General features: G+C 55.8%; 17 protein-coding genes. 11 read left to right on the top strand and 6 right to left on the bottom strand.

The genetic code is table 11. The features are described from left to right. Window positions 1-31 precede the first annotated feature (31 nt). The 3 genes from MUN86_RS15345 to MUN86_RS15355 form a co-directional block, all read right to left on the bottom strand. A complete protein-coding gene (locus MUN86_RS15345; protein WP_245118941.1) occupies window positions 32-1,186 on the bottom strand; it encodes a lysophospholipid acyltransferase family protein in 1,155 nt (384 codons plus the stop codon). Window positions 1,187-1,332: 146 nt separating this feature from the next. Beyond that, window positions 1,333-3,858: an enolase C-terminal domain-like protein gene (locus tag MUN86_RS15350; protein WP_245118942.1), complete on the bottom strand. Its 2,526-nt coding sequence runs from the start codon at window positions 3,856-3,858 to the stop codon at window positions 1,333-1,335. Window positions 3,859-4,083: 225 nt separating this feature from the next. Next, window positions 4,084-4,338 (bottom strand): KGG domain-containing protein, encoded by a 255-nt coding sequence (locus MUN86_RS15355; protein WP_245118943.1) that lies wholly within the window; start codon window positions 4,336-4,338, stop codon window positions 4,084-4,086. A gap of 276 nt (window positions 4,339-4,614) precedes the next feature. On the opposite strand from MUN86_RS15355, the gene egtB reads away from it, so the two are divergent. The 6 genes from egtB to MUN86_RS15385 all read left to right on the top strand — a co-directional run bounded on the left by egtB (window position 4,615) and on the right by MUN86_RS15385 (window position 10,944). Next, entirely contained in the window at window positions 4,615-5,922 is a 1,308-nt protein-coding gene (gene egtB, locus MUN86_RS15360) for an ergothioneine biosynthesis protein EgtB (protein WP_245118944.1), read from the top strand. A gap of 74 nt (window positions 5,923-5,996) precedes the next feature. Beyond that, a complete protein-coding gene (gene egtD, locus MUN86_RS15365; protein WP_245118945.1) occupies window positions 5,997-7,040 on the top strand; it encodes an L-histidine N(alpha)-methyltransferase in 1,044 nt (347 codons plus the stop codon). A 254-nt stretch (window positions 7,041-7,294) separates the two neighbouring features. Further along, window positions 7,295-8,383, top strand: a complete 1,089-nt coding sequence (locus MUN86_RS15370; protein ID WP_245118946.1) for a pyridoxal phosphate-dependent aminotransferase — start codon at window positions 7,295-7,297, stop codon at window positions 8,381-8,383. Between the two features lie 97 nt (window positions 8,384-8,480). Continuing rightward, window positions 8,481-9,848, top strand: coding sequence for an MATE family efflux transporter (locus MUN86_RS15375; protein WP_245118947.1), 1,368 nt, complete (start codon window positions 8,481-8,483; stop codon window positions 9,846-9,848). 140 nt (window positions 9,849-9,988) lie between these two features. After that, the gene (locus tag MUN86_RS15380; RefSeq protein ID WP_245118948.1) at window positions 9,989-10,540 is read left to right on the top strand and encodes a DUF922 domain-containing protein; all 552 of its coding nucleotides are present in this window, start codon (window positions 9,989-9,991) and stop codon (window positions 10,538-10,540) included. 62 nt (window positions 10,541-10,602) lie between these two features. Continuing rightward, on the top strand, window positions 10,603-10,944 hold the full coding sequence (locus MUN86_RS15385; protein ID WP_245118949.1) for a tRNA-binding protein: 342 nt from the start codon (window positions 10,603-10,605) through the stop codon (window positions 10,942-10,944). A 63-nt stretch (window positions 10,945-11,007) separates the two neighbouring features. On the opposite strand, the gene MUN86_RS15390 is transcribed toward MUN86_RS15385, so the two are convergent. Then, window positions 11,008-11,382, bottom strand: coding sequence for a DUF4296 domain-containing protein (locus tag MUN86_RS15390; RefSeq protein WP_245118950.1), 375 nt, complete (start codon window positions 11,380-11,382; stop codon window positions 11,008-11,010). Between the two features lie 131 nt (window positions 11,383-11,513). Between MUN86_RS15390 and MUN86_RS15395 the strand changes: the two genes are divergently transcribed. The 5 genes from MUN86_RS15395 (at window position 11,514) to MUN86_RS15415 (ending at window position 15,726) form a co-directional block, all read left to right on the top strand. Further along, complete coding sequence (locus tag MUN86_RS15395) at window positions 11,514-12,416, top strand: DUF58 domain-containing protein (RefSeq protein WP_245118951.1); 903 nt, start codon at window positions 11,514-11,516, stop codon at window positions 12,414-12,416. Window positions 12,417-12,545: 129 nt separating this feature from the next. Next, window positions 12,546-13,364 carry a hypothetical protein gene (locus MUN86_RS15400; RefSeq protein WP_245118952.1) on the top strand — a complete coding sequence of 273 codons (819 nt, stop codon included), beginning with the start codon at window positions 12,546-12,548 and terminating at the stop codon, window positions 13,362-13,364. 120 nt (window positions 13,365-13,484) lie between these two features. Further along, window positions 13,485-14,531, top strand: coding sequence for a vWA domain-containing protein (locus MUN86_RS15405; protein ID WP_245118953.1), 1,047 nt, complete (start codon window positions 13,485-13,487; stop codon window positions 14,529-14,531). A gap of 55 nt (window positions 14,532-14,586) precedes the next feature. Next, complete coding sequence (locus MUN86_RS15410; protein ID WP_245118954.1) at window positions 14,587-15,255, top strand: YggS family pyridoxal phosphate-dependent enzyme; 669 nt, start codon at window positions 14,587-14,589, stop codon at window positions 15,253-15,255. A gap of 93 nt (window positions 15,256-15,348) precedes the next feature. Beyond that, a complete protein-coding gene (locus MUN86_RS15415; protein ID WP_245118955.1) occupies window positions 15,349-15,726 on the top strand; it encodes a DUF423 domain-containing protein in 378 nt (125 codons plus the stop codon). 156 nt (window positions 15,727-15,882) lie between these two features. On the opposite strand, the gene MUN86_RS15420 is transcribed toward MUN86_RS15415, so the two are convergent. Together MUN86_RS15420 and MUN86_RS15425 are read right to left on the bottom strand one after the other, a co-directional pair. Continuing rightward, a complete protein-coding gene (locus MUN86_RS15420; RefSeq protein ID WP_245118956.1) occupies window positions 15,883-16,398 on the bottom strand; it encodes a DUF1573 domain-containing protein in 516 nt (171 codons plus the stop codon). Between the two features lie 212 nt (window positions 16,399-16,610). After that, the gene (locus MUN86_RS15425) at window positions 16,611-17,273 is read right to left on the bottom strand and encodes a DUF4136 domain-containing protein (protein WP_245118957.1); all 663 of its coding nucleotides are present in this window, start codon (window positions 17,271-17,273) and stop codon (window positions 16,611-16,613) included. Window positions 17,274-17,319 lie beyond the last annotated feature (46 nt).

A 17,319-nucleotide genomic window follows, 5' to 3' on the forward strand; every position in this document is an offset into this window, starting at 1 on the left:
CGCATAGATGCATAAAATGCAGTTATGTGCCTTATTCTTTTCCCCCAATATTGTGGCCTTTGTAGCCGCGAATGGCAATAGGAATCCAGCCTAGGATGGGAATGAAGAAGGTGATGGTGAATGGATTGCGCCACACCATGCGAAGCCATGCGCCGGGCTTATCGAGCTTCATTTTGAAGTCGCGGCGGCCTTCGTGCACGTAGAGGCGCTCGAACTCCCGAAACAGGGCCGGCCAGGCAATAGGCAAGAAAAAAGGGAAGTAGCGCCAATTCTCTTTCATGCGCTGCCATAAGTCGCGCCACCGGTAAGGGCGCTGGCCATACTTCGCCACGGCAGCATCCATTTCAGTTTGCATGAGCTGACGCACTTTCTCGGAAAGCGCCGTGTAATCCTCGCGGGTGAGGTCGGCGGGGTCCTTGTCGATCATTTCGTAGGGCCGAATGCGCGAGCCGAGCACGTACGAGAGCTGAGCGGGATAAGCCATGTAAAACGACCAGGGCTGCAGCAGCACCAGCAACACAATGGGACCCATTGGGATAAACGGAATGCCTATTTTCTTGCTCAGCTTATTGAGCCACTCCCAACTGTACGCGTAGGGGTTGAGGTATTCGCCGTTGATGGTATAAAACGGCATGATGTCGGTGCGGTGATTTACGCTGTGGCGCACCATGCTGCTGGCCAAGCGCTGCAACTTATACTTGTTGTTGAACCCTTTACCAATGCCCGGCACGCCTTCGGGATACAGCATCAGGTTGTGATCCTGATAGTACATCATCGTTTCGAAGTTGAGCGTGGTGGCATCGACGCAACCGCACTTCTTCCAGAAATCCTTGACCTGGAAAGGATTCATGAGCGTGGACTGCGAGAGCAGCGGCGCCGAAAGCGGCCGAGGCAACCCCCGTTGTCCTGGCAAAATGCGCCACATGTGGGCCAGTGCCACCATGGCATCCCAAGGGAAAGCCATGCCGGAGTGGTTGGAAGCGAAAATGAGGGGCCGCTCGGGATTATTGCGCTCCGGGAAGTTCTCGAACCCAATTAGGCGCGAGCGAAACCACACCCTGTCGAGCAGTTGCAGAATATTACGGTCGAGTGTCTCGACGAAATCTGCCCGAAAATAATCAGAGTAAATGTGCTGGTTGGCCTGGATAGAGGGCGGCGGCGACGGCAGCACAGGGGGCGTGGGCATTGGGTGGAATTGGCAGAGTAAAGCGTGAACAAAGAGCGCCGCTAGGACCAGCTTCTAATGTAGGAATTTTAGAGGCCGGTTCAATACTACCAATTTTCGCAGGGCATAGCCCTGCTTTCTCAACCATATAATTAGGGCTTTCCGTCCTAAATCTGGCGTTTCAGGCGAATAAAGGCCGAAACGAGCTGGCCGTCGCGCTGCAACAGCAGGAAAAGCGTTTTGCCGTCGCCGGAGTGGAAAATGCGGCTGATTTGGGTGAGATTCATACTCTTAACGGGAATGAGATTGATAGACACCAATTCATCGTCGGGTTGCAGGCCCGCTTCCACTGCTGGCGAGTTGGGTTCCAGGCGCAGCACAAAATAGCGGTGGTAATCGGGCCCAGATGCTAGCAATTCCAGGCCGCACATATCGTGCTCGAAAGGGTCCCGAAACAAGGAATTTGGCCGTAGCCAGAGTGTATTGTGGGTATAGTCAATTACTACTTCAAACCGCTTCAGCAACTCAAAGCCCACGTTGCCGTTGCGCGGCACTTCCACGCGCAAGGCCCCATTGTCGGCGTCGGGAAAGGATGTAAGCGGGGAGTTGAGTCGGTAGCGCCCAAGCTGCATGCTTTGCACCCGACCCAAATATCCGTTGATGGCCCCACTGAGGCCCCGCCCTAGCTGCGCCCGTAGCCGCTTGATAGGCACTCGCATACGCGAATCGGAGGAGGTTTCCAGCGACAACGCATGCCCGGCGCCTGTATCGAGCACCAGCTTGAGGGGCAGGGACAGCGAATCGGTGATGTTTACGGGCACGTTGAGATACGACTTACGGCCTTCTATGTCGAGGGGAAGCTGGGTCCAGCGGCGGCCTCGCGGCGGCTCATAGGTGGCCGGTGCATGAAACCATAGCTGCACTGCCGTGGGCTCTATCTGCACCACAAAGCTGTTGAAGACATCGTAACCGAGTATGCCATGCACGGGCAGGCCCACGTAGCCCGAGAGGTTGAGCACATCGGAAGAGAGCACCAAAAAGGACAAGGTGGGGGCTACCACGCCGGGCATCGTGACGTTGACACTGTCGGAAAAGAAGGCTTCTAAAGGCTTTTCCTGCCCGGCCCCCATTACGTTGTAGTTGGCGCCTCGTCGCAGCTTGAGGGGCTCAATAAGCGTAGGATCGGTGATAAGCGAAATCCCCACGCCCGAATCGAGCAGGAAATTGTAGGGGCCTTGGCCGTTGAGGTGGGCCTGTACGATGATGAGGTTGCGTTGAAATTCGAACGGCATCCGAATTTTTCGCTGCCCCGACTTTACGAAGCGAAAGGCCGGCTCTTCTTTGATGACACGGAGTTGTTGGGTCTCGGGCTGCGAGTGCGCAACAGTTGGTAATAGCCCTAGCATCAGCACCAACAACCTGCACCAGTGCCACCCCGGCCAGCAACGGCAGAACAACAGGGCAAGCGTACAAAACCAAGGGCAGACATATGAGGGCGGGGCGGGATGGGAAATATAGCCAAAAACCGCCTTTTTCGCCATGGTTTTAAGAGCAGCATCAGCCCCCAGGCACACCTCAGCTTTGCCGTTGCCCTTCAAAGCTGCTCCCACCTCCGTCGTTAGACGCCGACAGTTCCCATTCGCCGTTGGGGTTGTAATGCAACTGCCCCCTTCGATGCGCAAGGGTGCCTGCAAGTTGTTGTGGTAGAGTTGTCCGGTGCCAAGGCCCTGCGGGAAATTCGGCAGAGCATACTCTCCGGCTAGTTGGCTGATGGCATTCAACCCCACATTCGATTCCAGCGCCGAGGTCAGCCACCAGCTAATGCCCCAGTCTTCGGCCAGTTGCCACCACGAAGCCGCCGCGGCCAAACCACCGACTAGTGTGGGCTTGAGAATAATGTAGGCGGGCTGTACTTCCTCGAGCAAGGCTTCTTGCAGTGCGGGGTCAGTGATGCCAATCAGTTCTTCGTCCAGCGCTACTGGCACCGGCGAATGGCGGCACACTTCGGCCATAGCGGCCCACTGCCCGGCCGCCAGCGGCTGCTCTATCGAGTGCAGCTGAAACTGCGCCAGCTGTTCTAGCTTGGCCATTGCCTCGGCCGGTGTAAAAGCCCCGTTGGCATCTACGCGCAGGGTGAGTTCAGTGGCACTTGCCTCCGCTCTGATTTCAGCTAAAAGCTGGAGTTCGGTGGCGAAATCGAGGCTGCCAATTTTCAGCTTTAGGCAGGAGTAGCCTTCTGTTAACTTCTTGCGAATCTGCTCCCGCATGAAGGCGGCATCCCCCATCCAAACCAAGCCGTTGATGGGCACGCCGGCCTCACCGCGGCTGAACGGATTGTCGAAAAGCTGGCGTTGGCCGCCGTGGTGTAAGTCGAGCAGGGCCGTTTCGAGCCCGAAACGCAAGGCAGGCCACTCCAGTCCGACAAGGGACAGCACTTCTTCCGGGGCAACATCGGAGCTAAATTTCTGGCTGTTGAACTCGCTGCATAGTTGAACTACTCGGGCTTCAAAATTAGGGCCGTAATCGGGGCTGAGACCTGCTAGCGGGGCCGCTTCGCCTAAGCCGGTACTGCCGGGCTGCTGCGTGTCGGTGAGGTGCAGGTACCAGGCTACGTGCTCGGTGAGAGCTCCGCGCGAGGTACGGGCCGGGAAGTTGAAGCGCAAAACGCGCTGTGAATAGCGAAGCTGAAGCATGAGGCGATATTACGGCAGTCCGAGCAAACCGTTTGAGACTTGAGCGTACGTAGGCGGTGGCACAAGCCTGTTTTCCCGGCTAGAACCCGCTATTACTACCCGTTTAACGTTGACAACAATCTGATGCCGCTAAAGTGAGCAGGCATGAAAAAGCCGCTTCTGGAATGATTCCGGAAGCGGCTTTTCAAAGACCGTGGTTGGAAGCAGATCTTCTAGGACTCTTGCTTACGCTTTAGGAGTCGAAGTTTTACGCGTTGCCTGGCCGCCTTTACGACCGGCAGCGCGAGCTTCTTCGGCCGTGAAGCGGTGGCCGCGGCCACTCTCGTGCGAAGCGCGTCCGCCTTCACTTGCAATACGACGCTGCTGCTCGGGGTCCATGGCTGCAAAGCCCCGTGGGCGCTTTGGCTTAGACTCGGTGGTGGCAGCTTTCGACTTAGCAGCAGGACGTGATACTGGGGTGGATTGAAGGTTGTTTTGCATAGTCGTATTGGTTGTGGAAAAGGAATGGCTAAGTAGTTGCTTTGTGTAAGCAAGAAACGCAGGCCCTTGACTTTGGGCTAATTAAAACCAATAAGAAATGCGGGAAGGGGTATAAAATACCGCTTTTTACGGAGGAGCTTGCGCGATATACAACACAGTCTTTGCGTAAAATACGGAGGAGCTTGCGGCCTCAACTGCAGTTTGTCACGGGTCCAGTCAAAACCTGAACCAGAGAAATATAGTTATTTGCCAAGGCTTTCCTTTCTCCTAGCTGCTATGTCGTCATCTCCTCTCTCCTTTGCCCCTGCACCGCCAACGACTGCCGGTTCCTCTCTAGCGCAGCGTTTTCGGGAGGTGCGCGAACGCACCGAACTGCTGTGCGCCCCGCTGCTGCCCGAAGACACCGTAGTGCAGCCCATGCTCGACGTGAGCCCCCCGAAGTGGCATTTGGCCCACGTTACCTGGTTTTGGGAAACGTTTCTACTGAAAGAACACCTGCCCGGCTACACGGTATTTCATCCCGACTACGCCTTTCTGTTCAACTCGTACTACAACTCGCTTGGCTCCCGCGTGAACCGGGCCGACCGAGGCACCATTTCGCGCCCCGCGTTGGCCGATGTGTATGCTTACCGCGCCCACGTAGACGAGCATATGCCGCAACTTTTGGCCTTAGCCGACACGTTGCCGTCCGCCTTTCACGAGGTGTTTGAGCTCGGACTACAGCACGAACAACAACACCAGGAACTGCTGGCCACCGACATTAAATACATTCTTAGTACGAGTCCGCTGGCACCAGCTTACTTTAGGAAGGACACTGAGGCTGCTTCGCGTGTTGCGGAAGCTCCTAAAGCCACTTGGCTGCCAGTACCGGGTGGCATTTCGCGCATCGGCTACGAAGGCACTGGGTTCTGCTTCGATAACGAGTTGAATGCTCACGAGGTGCTGACTACTGACTTTGAAATCCAGAACCGCTTGGTGACCAACGGCGAATACCTGGAGTTTGTGAAGGCTGGTGGCTACCAGGATTTCCGGCACTGGCTAGGCGAAGGCTGGGACTTGGTACAAAGCATGGGCTGGGAAGCGCCACTGTACTGGGTGCAGAAAGACGACCAGTGGCACCGCTTCACGCACCGCGGTCTGCAGCCCGTAAATCTGGCGGCTCCGGTTACGCACGTGAGCTTCTACGAGGCGCAGGCGTATGCCACTTGGGCTGGTGCGCGCTTGCTCACCGAACAGCAATGGGAAGTAGCGGCCCGGCACTTCCTGGCTTCTCCTGTAGGCGGCACTTTCCTTGAAAGTAACCTGCTCGACCCCCAGCCTTTGCCCCCCGATGCCGACCCCAACCGGTGTCACCAATTGCTTGGCGATGCTTGGGAATGGACGTATTCGGCCTACCACCCTTACCCGGGCTACAACCGGGCGCCGGGCGCGCTCGGCGAGTACAATGGCAAATTCATGGTCAACCAGTTGGTGCTGCGCGGCGGCTCTTGCGCCACTCCCATCAGCCACATTCGTCTCACCTATCGTAATTTCTTTCACGCCGACAAACGCTGGCAGTTTACCGGCATCCGTCTGGCCAGATAGGTCTGCAAGCGCGCTGATTGTTTGCTGGGCGCGCATTTGCCATTGTTTTTCTACTTCTAGTTTGCGTGTTGACTATGCCCTCTTCCTCTGCCTCGGCACCTTCTGCTTCCACACTTGATTTTGCCGCTTCCCTGGGTTCTGAACTGTCATCAGAAACACAAAACCAGGAATTAGAAACCTTGAAGCGCCACGTAGCCGAGGGGTTACAACGCCCGCAAAAAACGTTGTCGTCGATGTATTTCTACGACGACGAGGGCAGCCGCCTGTTTCAGCAGATTATGGCGCTTCCCGAGTACTATCCTACTCGCACCGAGTTCCAGCTTTTCACCCGGCACCAAGCTGCTTTGGCTATGGCTTTGCGTCCCACGGCAACGCAGGAGCCTTTTTTTCTGCTAGAATTAGGTGCTGGCGACGGTCTAAAAACCAAAATTCTGCTTCGTCATCTCCTCGAAACTAACGCGGCGTTCACCTACGTGCCCGTCGACATTTCCGGCGCTGCCCTCGATGGTTTAACTGCCAGCCTCAGCGAGGAACTGCCCGAACTGCGCGTGGAGCCCATCGTGGCCGACTATTCGGAAGCTTTGCGCTTGATGGCAGCTCGGCCGGGCCGCAAAGTGGTGCTGTTCTTGGGCTCCAACATCGGCAACTTCTTACCCACCGACCGCCTCGCGTTCTTGCGCACCCTAGCGGCTCCACTTAGCCCCAACGACCGGCTCCTTATCGGCTTCGACTTGCAGAAAGACCCGCGTATCATCCGGGCGGCATACGACGACACGCAGGGCGTAACAGCCGCCTTCAACCTGAATCTACTCGCGCGCCTCAACCGGGAGCTAGGCGCCGATTTCGACCTCGCGCACTGGCAGCACTACACCGACTATGACCCACTGGCTGGCACGGTACGCTCGTTTTTGGTTAGCCCCCGCGCCCAAGCCGTGCATGTCAGTGCTCTCAACCAGACTTTCGAGTTTGCTGCCTGGGAAACCATTCACACCGAGAATTCCTACAAGTTCACGGCTCCGCAAATCAAGGTGCTAGCTGCTGAAGCTGGCCTCACCGTCACAGATTTCTTCACCGACGAGCAAGACTACTTTGCCGACGTAGTGCTTCGCCCCGCCTGATAACCGGCAGCTACTATTGGGCATTGTTTGTGCCGATGATGACGAGCGCAAAGCAACCTTTGCTCAAGTTACTGCCTGCTCCATGGTGGCAGCAGTGTATGTTTTAGGGATAAGCTTGCGGTAAGAGGCTGGACAAACCATATAGGCGTGCAAGGCCAAGGTATTTCAAAGCGCCTTGCTTTCTGAAATACCTTGGCCTTGTGAAAGGCCGCCTAGTTTGGCTACCTTTTCAGTTGTTTTTCCTGCTCTACCTCATGTCACTTATTAGCCTTGCCTCTGGTTACGGCAATTTTCTGTCGGCATCCGAAGTCACTTCCCGCGTAGTAAATCTGCTGCACGTGGGCCGCTTGCCCGTAAGTCCGGTAGAGGGGTTATTGGCACTGCGCGAAGCACTGGCGACCAACTACCATCAGCAGGAGGGCCCACCCATAACGCCGGCGAATATTGTTGTTACGCCTGGCACCAAGGCGGCACTGTTTGCTCTACTGAACGCAGTGCTACATCCCGGCGACGAAGTGCTGCTGCCCACCCCCAATTGGTTTGGTTTCTGGGAATTAGCAGAACGTGCTGGTGGCGTGGTACGCGAACTGCCCTTAAACAACGCCGACAACTACGCACTGACTCCCGAGGTTTTGCAGGCCGCTATCACCCCAAAAACACGGGTGATAATTTTCACGAACCCCAACAATCCAACGGGCCGCATCTACCGGCGTACCGAGGTTGAAGCTCTGCTAGCCGTCACGCGTCAGTACCCACAGCTTTTTGTGCTGTCCGACGAGATTTACGACGGTATTTGCTTTGCGTCTGAGCCAGTGCCTTCCCTTCTTTCTTTCCCCGACCCCAACGGTCAGCACCTAGTGGTAAATGGCTTTTCCAAGTCGTTGACGCTGCTGGGCTGGAACATTGGGTACCTTGTGGCGCCGCCTGCGGTGGCGCGGGCTTGTGCCCGGCAACAATTTGCTACCGGTGGTGCCGTGGCCGTACCTAGCCAGATAGCAGCCCTGGCGGCCACCGAGGCCCGCTCAACCATCACCACCACCCTGCAACAACAGCTGCTCCCAAACCGGCAGCGCCTGCTCGACTTTCTGACTACGCTACCAGGGGCCTTACCGCATTTGCCGGGTGGCACTTACTACGCCTTCCCCGATCTGCGCTCCTTCCTCGCGCCAGGTCTAGCACCCGCCGATGCCTCCGGGCAATTGGTGACGAAACTAAAAACCGCCGGCGTTGTCGTGGTGGACGGCGCAACCTGCGGGGCGCCTGGCTTTGCTCGGTTGTCGTATGCTGTACCGGCAGCTGAACTAACGGAAGCTATTCGTAGGCTTACGACTGTTCTTCGGTAAAAGCACAGCCCAAGCGATAAGCGGCAGGCGCCCGACGAGAACACCAGTTGCTGGCGGCAACTAGGCTACCTTTGCGGAATTCTTTCGTTTTGTAGTCATGTCGCTCACTGCCCTCCGCCCTCACCTCAAACCCCTTCTTTTACTGGCCTATCCGGTTGTGCTCAGCCAACTAGGGCACGTGCTGGTCAACGTCTGCGACTCCGTAGTGGTCGGGCAGACGGGGAAGGTGCCGCTGGCCGCCGTAGGAGTTGGGGTAAGTGTGAGCACCGTAGTCATGATTTTCGGGCTTGGGTTGTCGATGGGCATCACGCCCCTGGTGGCAGCCGCCAATGGAAAACGCGACGTGCAACAACTCGGCCGTTTGCTGGTAGCCGGGGTGTGGTTGAGTACCCTGGCGGGGCTCGTGCTTGCCGTGGCCGGCACTGGTGTTGCGTCTCTCTTAAAATACCTAGGGCAAACCACCGAAGTAGTAGCCTTGGCCGCCCCTTGGGTACGGATTATGTTTTTGTCTTTCCTACCGCTCATGATATTCCAGGGCTTCAAGCAATTCGCCGAAGGCTTAGGACTCACACGGCAGGCCATGTACTTATCGGTTTTGGCCAACATCGTCAACGCCGGACTTTGCGTTGTGCTGGTGTTTGGCAAGTTCGGAATTCCAGGCTTTGGCATGATTGGCTCAGCCTGGGCTACGTTACTGGCCCGTATCCTGATGGCGGTGCTTATGGGGGCGTACGTGTTGCGGGCGGCCCGCTTGCGTCCCTACCGAGAGGCGGTGCAGTCGTGGCTGCGGCCCAACGGCGCCACCCTGAAACGCTTGGTGGGCATTGGAGCGCCCATTGGCTTCCAGATGATGTTTGAAATGGGCGCTTTTAGCTTCTCCCACATCATGATTGGTTGGCTGGGCGTCACGCCGCAAGCGGCTCACCAAATTGCCATCAATGTGGCGTCGGTCACGTACATGGCCGCCAGTGGCATTGCGGCGGCGGCCACCATTCGGGTAGGCAATCTGCGGGGCCTAGGCGATGCCCACGGTGCCCGGCAGGCTGGCCTGGCAGCGTATCTGCTGGCTTTTCTGTTTATGGCTACTATGGGGTTGCTGCTGGTAGCGGCCCGCCACTACGTGCCGCACCTCTACAACCACGACCCCGCCGTGGTGGCTCAAGCAGCCACGCTGCTGCTTATTGCCGCTGCTTTCCAGGTGTCTGATGGTTTGCAAGTAGTTGGGCTTGGCGCTTTACGGGGCCTCGAAGACGTGAAAGTACCTTCCCTAGTAGCCCTGTTGTCTTACTGGGTTGTGGCACTCCCGCTGGGCTACGGACTGGGGTTTGGGCTGAAAATGGGAAGCATCGGCGTGTGGCTGGGCTTGCTCACAGGCCTAACGCTGGTAGCCGGTGTACTGCTTTGGCGCTTCCGGCAGCATAGCATCGTTCCTACCCCACCAGCCGCCGTACTCGCGGGCCACTAAATCTCGGCTAACGCCTCACGTTATTTTGGCTACTCTTTTGTGGGTGTATGCCGAGCTTCGGGAACAAGACGTTATGAGTTTGATGTAGCAAGCAAAGCCATTAGTATTTCTACGCAGTTGTTCATCGTTTATCTTTGATAATGACTTTTTTCTCGTTTCTCCTGCTTCTGCTTTCTCAGAATCCAACGGCTCCGAAGCCCGCTCAAGCAACTCCTGCCAAAGAAACCATAGCCTGGTCAGCGCAACGCCCCCTCACCTGGACCGACTTCAAAAGCAAGCCCATGCCTGCCGACCGTCTGGCGGCCCTCACGTCCGGCAACATCGACGTGCAGGTAGGTTGTACCGATTTTGTGTTTAGCTCCAGCGTCAAAGCGGTATTTCTGCCGCAAGAGTCGTGGGTGCGCGATGCCGCCAAGGCCACACCGACCTTGCTGCGCCACGAGCAACTCCATTTCGACATCACGGAACTGCACGCCCGCATGCTGCGGCAAAAACTAAGCTTGGTAAAGCTGAATTGCCAGCACCTTAACCCGGCTTTCAACAACCTCACAAGAGCAGCATTTTCGGCTTGGCAACGCGAGGAAGCGCGCTACGACCAAGAAACCAACCATGGCCTCAACGCCGATAAGCAGAAGTTCTGGGAAGCGCAGGTACAAGTGCGCCTCACCCAACTCGTTGCCTTCGCCCAGTAACTATATCATGGCGCCACCACTGGAACAGCTTCTGAGTGCGCCGCGCCACAACCCTGTTATCTATGTCTTCTACTATCACTTGGGCTGATTTCGAACGAGTTGACCTGCGGGTAGGCACCATCTTGGAAGCTCGCGAGTTTCGGGAGGCACGCCGTCCTGCCTATCAGCTACTCGTCGACTTAGGTCCCGAAATAGGCCAGAAACGCTCTAGTGCGCAGATTACGCGCCACTACCAGCCCGCCGACCTGATAGGGCGGCAAGTGCTGTGCGTCGTCAATTTCCCGTCCAAGCAAATCGGCAAGTTCATGTCGGAAGTGCTGGTAACGGGTGCCGCCGACGCGCAAGGCGACATTGTGCTGGCTACGCTAGCTAGCCCGGTTCCTAATGGCAGCCGGTTGATATAACGCAAAAAGCGGAGTTGCTGTGTTCTGTGCACAGCAACTCCGCTTTTCACTAAGTCGTTAAGCTTACTTTGGGGCACCAAGTTTTGCTTGACGCGCGGCCAAGGTGTCGAGCACAGTACCGTAAATATCGTCGAGGTCTTTGCCGTGGCTGGCGTAGTAGCGGAAGCTTCGCTGAAACAGCGAATCATTTATGTCCCGACGCCAGAAAATGTCTTTTTGCTGTTGCAGGTAAAGCGCCCGGGCCGAATCAGGCGAAAGGCGCGAGGTTTCCACCCGTGCTTCCAGCAAATGCAAATCGGCTAATACGCTCACGAGTTGCTGGCGGGGCATAAGGGGCTGGGGCGGCGGCACATCATCTTGGCGTTGGCAGCCGAACAGCGTCCCGGCAAGCAGTAGGCTAAACCTGAACGAGTAAGCACGAAATAGCAAGTTTTTCACGGCGCAAAAATACAATTTCCTTGGGGCTTCGCTGTTGATTCCTATGGCTTCCTATGAATTCTCGCGGTTTCCTCCGGGTTTTCCTTTCATACGAGTGCCAACCCTAACGCGATTCACGTAGTTTAGCTTATATGAACTCCCCTACTCCCACTCCGTTTCAGTTGCTTGTACGCAAGCTTCGGCAGGTGGAAATCCGGATGCTGAAGGCAGTGGATGCGCAATTGCAAGGCAATTTTCATTCCGTGTTTAAAGGAACAGGGCTCGAATTTGATGATGTTCGCCTTTACCAATATGGCGACGAGGTGCGGGCCATTGACTGGGCAGTATCCAGCAAAGGCCACGGTACATTCATTAAAACGTACAAGGAAGAGCGGGAACAGCAAGTGCTGCTACTTTTCGACGTGAGTGGGTCTCAACAAGTGGGCGCGGCCAACCGCCGCAAGCTAGATGTCGGCCGGGAAATTTGTGGAATCCTTGCCTTGGCAGCTGCCCGGCAAGACGCGCAGCTCGGTCTGCTGGCTTTTTCCGATCAGAAAGAGCTGTATATGCCGCCCGGTAAAGGCGTGCGCCACGCGTATGCCCTCATCAAGCAGTTGTTCAATTTAGAGCCCAAGTCCAAGCAGACGGCCGTGGGAGCCGGCATCAAACAGGCCCTAGGGCTGCTGAAACGGCGCAGTATCATCCTCCTGATTTCCGACTTCATTGACACTGCCTACGAGCGGGAACTCACCATGCTGGCCCGCAAGCACGATCTGGTAGTGGTGCAATTGCTTGACCAGCGCGAGCGGGAATTTCCGCCCCTCGGCATTGTACCCCTCTTCGACCAGGAATCGGGCCGCACCGTCTGGACCAATACGTCGTCGGCGGGTTTTCGGGCCCGCTACCGCGCCACCTACGAGCAAAACCGCTCGCAGATCGGGCAGATCTGCCGCCGGCACCGCACCGAATACCTTTCCATTGCCACCGATGCCGACTACGTTCCTCAACTTATCCGGCTGTTTCGGCGGCGCAACTTGCGGGCAGGGCGTGGGTAAAATCAACCGGGTTTTGAAAGATGGTTCACTGCAAACCCACACGCGCCGTTGGGTGGCAAGTCTGTGCCTGTTGTTTTTGCCGTACCTGGTTGCGGCGCAGGACCAAGCGGGTCCTCCCCGGGCCGGTTCTTGCAGCCTTCGGTTCGGGTTGGTGAAATCGTCGATTACGAGCTTAGCTACAGTCACGCGCCAGGGTTGAACGTTATTTTCCCTGATTCCACGGCCAACTACGCCCCTTTCGAGTTCGTGGGCAAAACCTTTCGCCCCACTCGCACCCGCCGGGGCCGTAGCCTCGATGAAACGGTGTACCACTTGCGCACCTTCTCTCTAGACTCTGTGCAACGGCTGGCGTTGCCCGTCACCGTCTTGCGCGGCCGCGATACGCTGACCGTCCCGACCACGGTGGCTGCAGTACGGCTGGAACGGGTGGTGCCACCGTTGGCAACAGGTGCGGTGCCCATATTGCGACAAAACACAACGCTGCTGCCCGTCGAGCCCACCTTCAACTATCCGTATTGGCTAGCGGGTTTCGGCATCCTGGTATTGCTGTTGGGCGGCGTGGCATTAGGTTTCGGACGCCGTTGGCGGCAACGATACCAGTTGTACAAGTTGCGCAAGAATCACGTTTACTTTCTGGCGCAATATGCGCGCCACGTCGAGCGGTTCACGCTTAGCCGCTCGCTCACCAATATGGAGCGCGCCATTACGCTCTGGAAAAATTACCTCACCACCCTCGAAAACAACGTCATCAATAGCCTTACCACCCGCGAAATTGTAGCTTACTACGACAATGATGCCGATGTAAGCTTGGCTTTGCGCCTCGCCGACCGGGTTATTTACGGCAATCGTTTCACCGAAGACGAAGTAGAAACCGACCTTGCCTTTGGTCTCTTGCGCGACTTCGCCCAACGTCGGTTCGAGTTAGAGCAAGCACGACTTGCGAAGTAAAACGGTTGTCTTGCCAGACTATCCTTGGGTGCGTGAAGTGCCGACAATATCAGATGTACGTTAACATTGCACCAACAACCTCTCAGGGCACCTTCTTGTCCTTGAATTAATCACCTGTAAATGCAGCTTTGGCAACAGATTATTGGCCCCATGGTAGATAGCCTGCGCTATGCCACGCTAGCCAGTTATGCCTGGGAGATGCCGCGGTTGCTGTTTCTGATTGCGGGCATTCCGCTGTTGTTTGTGGCGCGCTGGCTGCTGGCGTACCGACGGCGTAGCAAGCTAGGCGTAGCTTTCGTGCAGGGCCAGGTCCGCCGCGACTGGAGCGCGGGGCTACGCTTTATTCCGGATGTGGTACTGGCTTTGAGTATGGCCTTTGGTGTTGTGGCGCTGGCCCGTCCACAGCGCACCGACGAACGAGTAGTGCAGTTGGGTGAGGGCATTGATATTGTGCTCGTGCTCGACGTATCGGGCTCGATGGAACTCGGCGACTTGCGCCCGAACCGTTTGGAGGCGGCCAAACGCATGGCCCATGAGTTTGTGGATGGCCGCTCCGGCGACCGGCTCGGACTGGTGGTTTTCGCGGGCGACGCCTATTCCCTTGCCCCGCTTACCACCGATTATGAACTGCTGCGCGAAAGTATCGACGGCCTGAAGCTCGGCATGATTGCCAACGACGGCACGGCCATTGGCACCGCCCTCGGCGTAGCCACTAACCGTCTGCGCGACTCGCATAGCCGCACGCGGGTCTGTATTTTGCTCTCCGACGGTGAAAACACCGCCGGCAGCCTTGATCCACTTACGGCGGCTCAACTAGCCCATGCTTACGGCATGAAAATCTATACCATCGGGCTGGGGCAAGATGGCGTGGTACCTTTCGGTACCGATGGCTTTGGCCGCACCAACTACGTCAATACCCGCCTCGATGAAACCACAATGCGCCAAATTGCTGAAGCCGCGGAAGGCCAGTTTTTCCGCGCCACCGACAACGCTGCGCTCCGCCAAGTATTCCAGCGCATCAATCGCTACGAGAAATCAGAAATCAAGCAGACCCGTTTCCGTAATACTCGGGACTATTACCGCATCTATTTGTTTTGGTGTGTAGGCTTGTGGCTGCTCTGGCTCGGGCTGAAAAACACGTTTCTTACCAACGCTTTAGAGGATTAGACAACTTCTTGCGCTGCTTTCCTCGTCAGCAGCGCAAGGTTGATTTTACTACCGAATGTCCATATCCAGCCAAATTCAGTTCTTCGAAAGTCAATTAGCAGGCACCAACTGCCGCCTAGTCACCGTCACGAAAACGCACCCAGTGGAGCGCTTGCAAGAAGCCTACGACGCTGGCGCGCGGCTTTTTGGGGAAAACAAAGTTCAGGAAATGGCCGCTAAGCAGCCCGAGTTGCCTGCCGATATCGAGTGGCACCTCATTGGGCATTTGCAAACTAACAAGGTCAAATACATAGCTCCGTTCGTGCACACCATCCAGAGCGTGGACAGCTTAAAACTGCTGCTGGAGATGGAAAAGCAGGCAGCCAAGCACAACCGCGTCATCAACGGGCTACTTCAGTTTCATATTGCTGCGGAGGAAACCAAAACGGGCCTCACCCTTGCGGAAGCAGAGGAAATCTTGCAATCCGAAGCATACAAAAGTTTGCAGCACGTCCGCCTGACCGGGGTTATGGCCATTGCTACCAACACTCCTGACGAAACTCAGCTACGTCGGGAGTTCAGCGAGTTGAGCGGTTACTTCGAACTACTGAAATCTCGCTACTTCACTGGCAATGAGGCGTTCCGAGAAATATCGATGGGCATGAGTTCCGATTACCAGTTGGCTATTGCCGAAGGCAGCACGCTCATCCGCGTAGGCAGCGCTATTTTTGGCAGCAGAAACTAACTGTTCTGCGGTTGAATGGCTTAAATGGTTGGCCGTTCAATTTCCTATTGGAAGCAGCATCAACAACCGTTTACCAATTCAACTCTTTCTTTCATGACCGCACGAATTATTTTGCAGCTGGCAGCCCTGTTAGGCGCACTAGGCGTAGGTATTGGCGCTTTTGGGGCCCACGGCCTACGCCCGATGCTGGAGGCTTCCGGCCGCTTCGACACCTTTGAAACTGCCGTACGCTACCAGTTCTATCATGCCTTGGGCTTGCTGGCGGTGGGCATCTTACTACACGCACGCCCCGAATTGCGGCTCCTGAGCACTACGGCTTGGCTATGGCTAGGTGGCGTACTGCTATTTAGCGGTTCGCTTTACTTGCTGTGCTTCACTGGCATTACCAAGCTAGGTGCCGTAGCGCCCATAGGGGGTCTACTGCTCATTGCCGGTTGGATCACGCTGCTGCTAGCGGCCCGACAGGTATAATCGTTATCATCCCGAAGTAGGAAGAATCTGAAAAGATTTTCAGTTTATCTGACTTGAATCCCTGGCGATGGAAAGACAGTGCTTGAGCATCCCACCAACAAAAAGAGCGGCCCGCGTGTAGCGGGCCGCTCTTTTTATGATAACAGGAAGAAAAGCTTACGACTTCTTCTTTGCTTTCATTTTGCTGTCGTCAACTTTCAGCTTGGTCTTGTCGCCAGCGGCGGCAGACTCGGTTTTCTCGGCAGATACCGTGGAGGCTTCTTTCACTTCACCCACTACCGATACCATAGCATTACCGGCTGCCGAATTCGACTCAACCGTTAGCACTTTGTTCTGCATACCCATTTTGCCGGTTGTGTTGAAGTTGGCCGTGATGGTACCAGTTTTACCAGGCATCACTGGGTCTTTCGTCCACTCGGGCGTAGTGCAGCCGCAGCTCACCTGAATGTTGGAAATTACGAGGGGCTGAGTGCCTACGTTCTTGAATTTGAAGACGTGGGTTACTACCTCACCTTGCTTGGCGGAACCGAAGTCGTACTTCATTTCATCGAACTGGATCTGCGGACCAGCTGGCTTCACCTGGGCATTGGCAGGCTTTACGGCGGCCGTCTGGGCCTGGGCGCCGAAGCCAGCGCAAGCCAGCGACAGGGCAAGTACGAATGCTTTTTTCATGAGGTGGTACTGCATTATGAGTTGAGATAAACAAAAATACGTGTTTCAACGGGCGTGGCAAGTTGAATGCCAGCTTTCCTTATCGAGCCGATGCAAGTAATACAAAGATAGACATATAAGCCCCTGTGGATTGTTCCGGCTATAGCACATAAAATAAACCGGGACAGGCAACTGCCTGTCCCGGAACCATGCAAGCTAAAAGCACCAAATGCTTAGCTCTTGAATTCTTTGGAATAAGGAAATTGCCGGGAGGCCTTCCGCATGATGGTCGTCACGATGGTATTGGTGTCGCTGCCAAAGCCACGGGAAAGGCTTTTGTCATACTTCCACAGCAACTCGCCGGATTTACCGTCGTGAATATTAATCACAAGTTTGCCTGTATTCGTAGGGCCGCTGAATCCAACTGCCAAACTCAGGGCTACCGCTGCTCCGTTAGACATAGGCTGCGTGCTAGAAAAATCGCCTGATATAATGCCGTCAACACCCAGCAGCTTAGCTAATTGTTCAGGCGTCTGAGTGGCAAGCTGGGCGGGTGTAAGGCCACTTTGAGCTAATAATGCGTTGGTACGCATAGGGTCTTGCACATCTACTGTTAAGTCGTTGGAAGCTTTTTGCTTCAGAAAGTACGAGTGCAGCGCTTGCTGGACATCCAAGCCTTCCCGCTGCTCCAAACGTGCTACCCCTTCAGGCCCACCATTTTTGGTTACTTCTTGCGGTCGGAGTTGTAGATGCGCGCTAAAGGGCATGATGGCCAATATCTTATGACTCTGAGCCAGAGTCCGAAAATTGGTATTCGTGTAAATCTCACGCGTTTGAGCCAATGTGGCGAGAGGCAAAAGCACAACCAGCAGCAGGGCGAATACTAGTTTGTTCATAGGGCATTAGTTTGTAGGATGGAAGGATTGCTTTGGCTTCTACAAT

Source organism: Hymenobacter volaticus (genome assembly GCF_022921055.1).
Lineage (GTDB): Bacteria > Bacteroidota > Bacteroidia > Cytophagales > Hymenobacteraceae > Hymenobacter > Hymenobacter volaticus.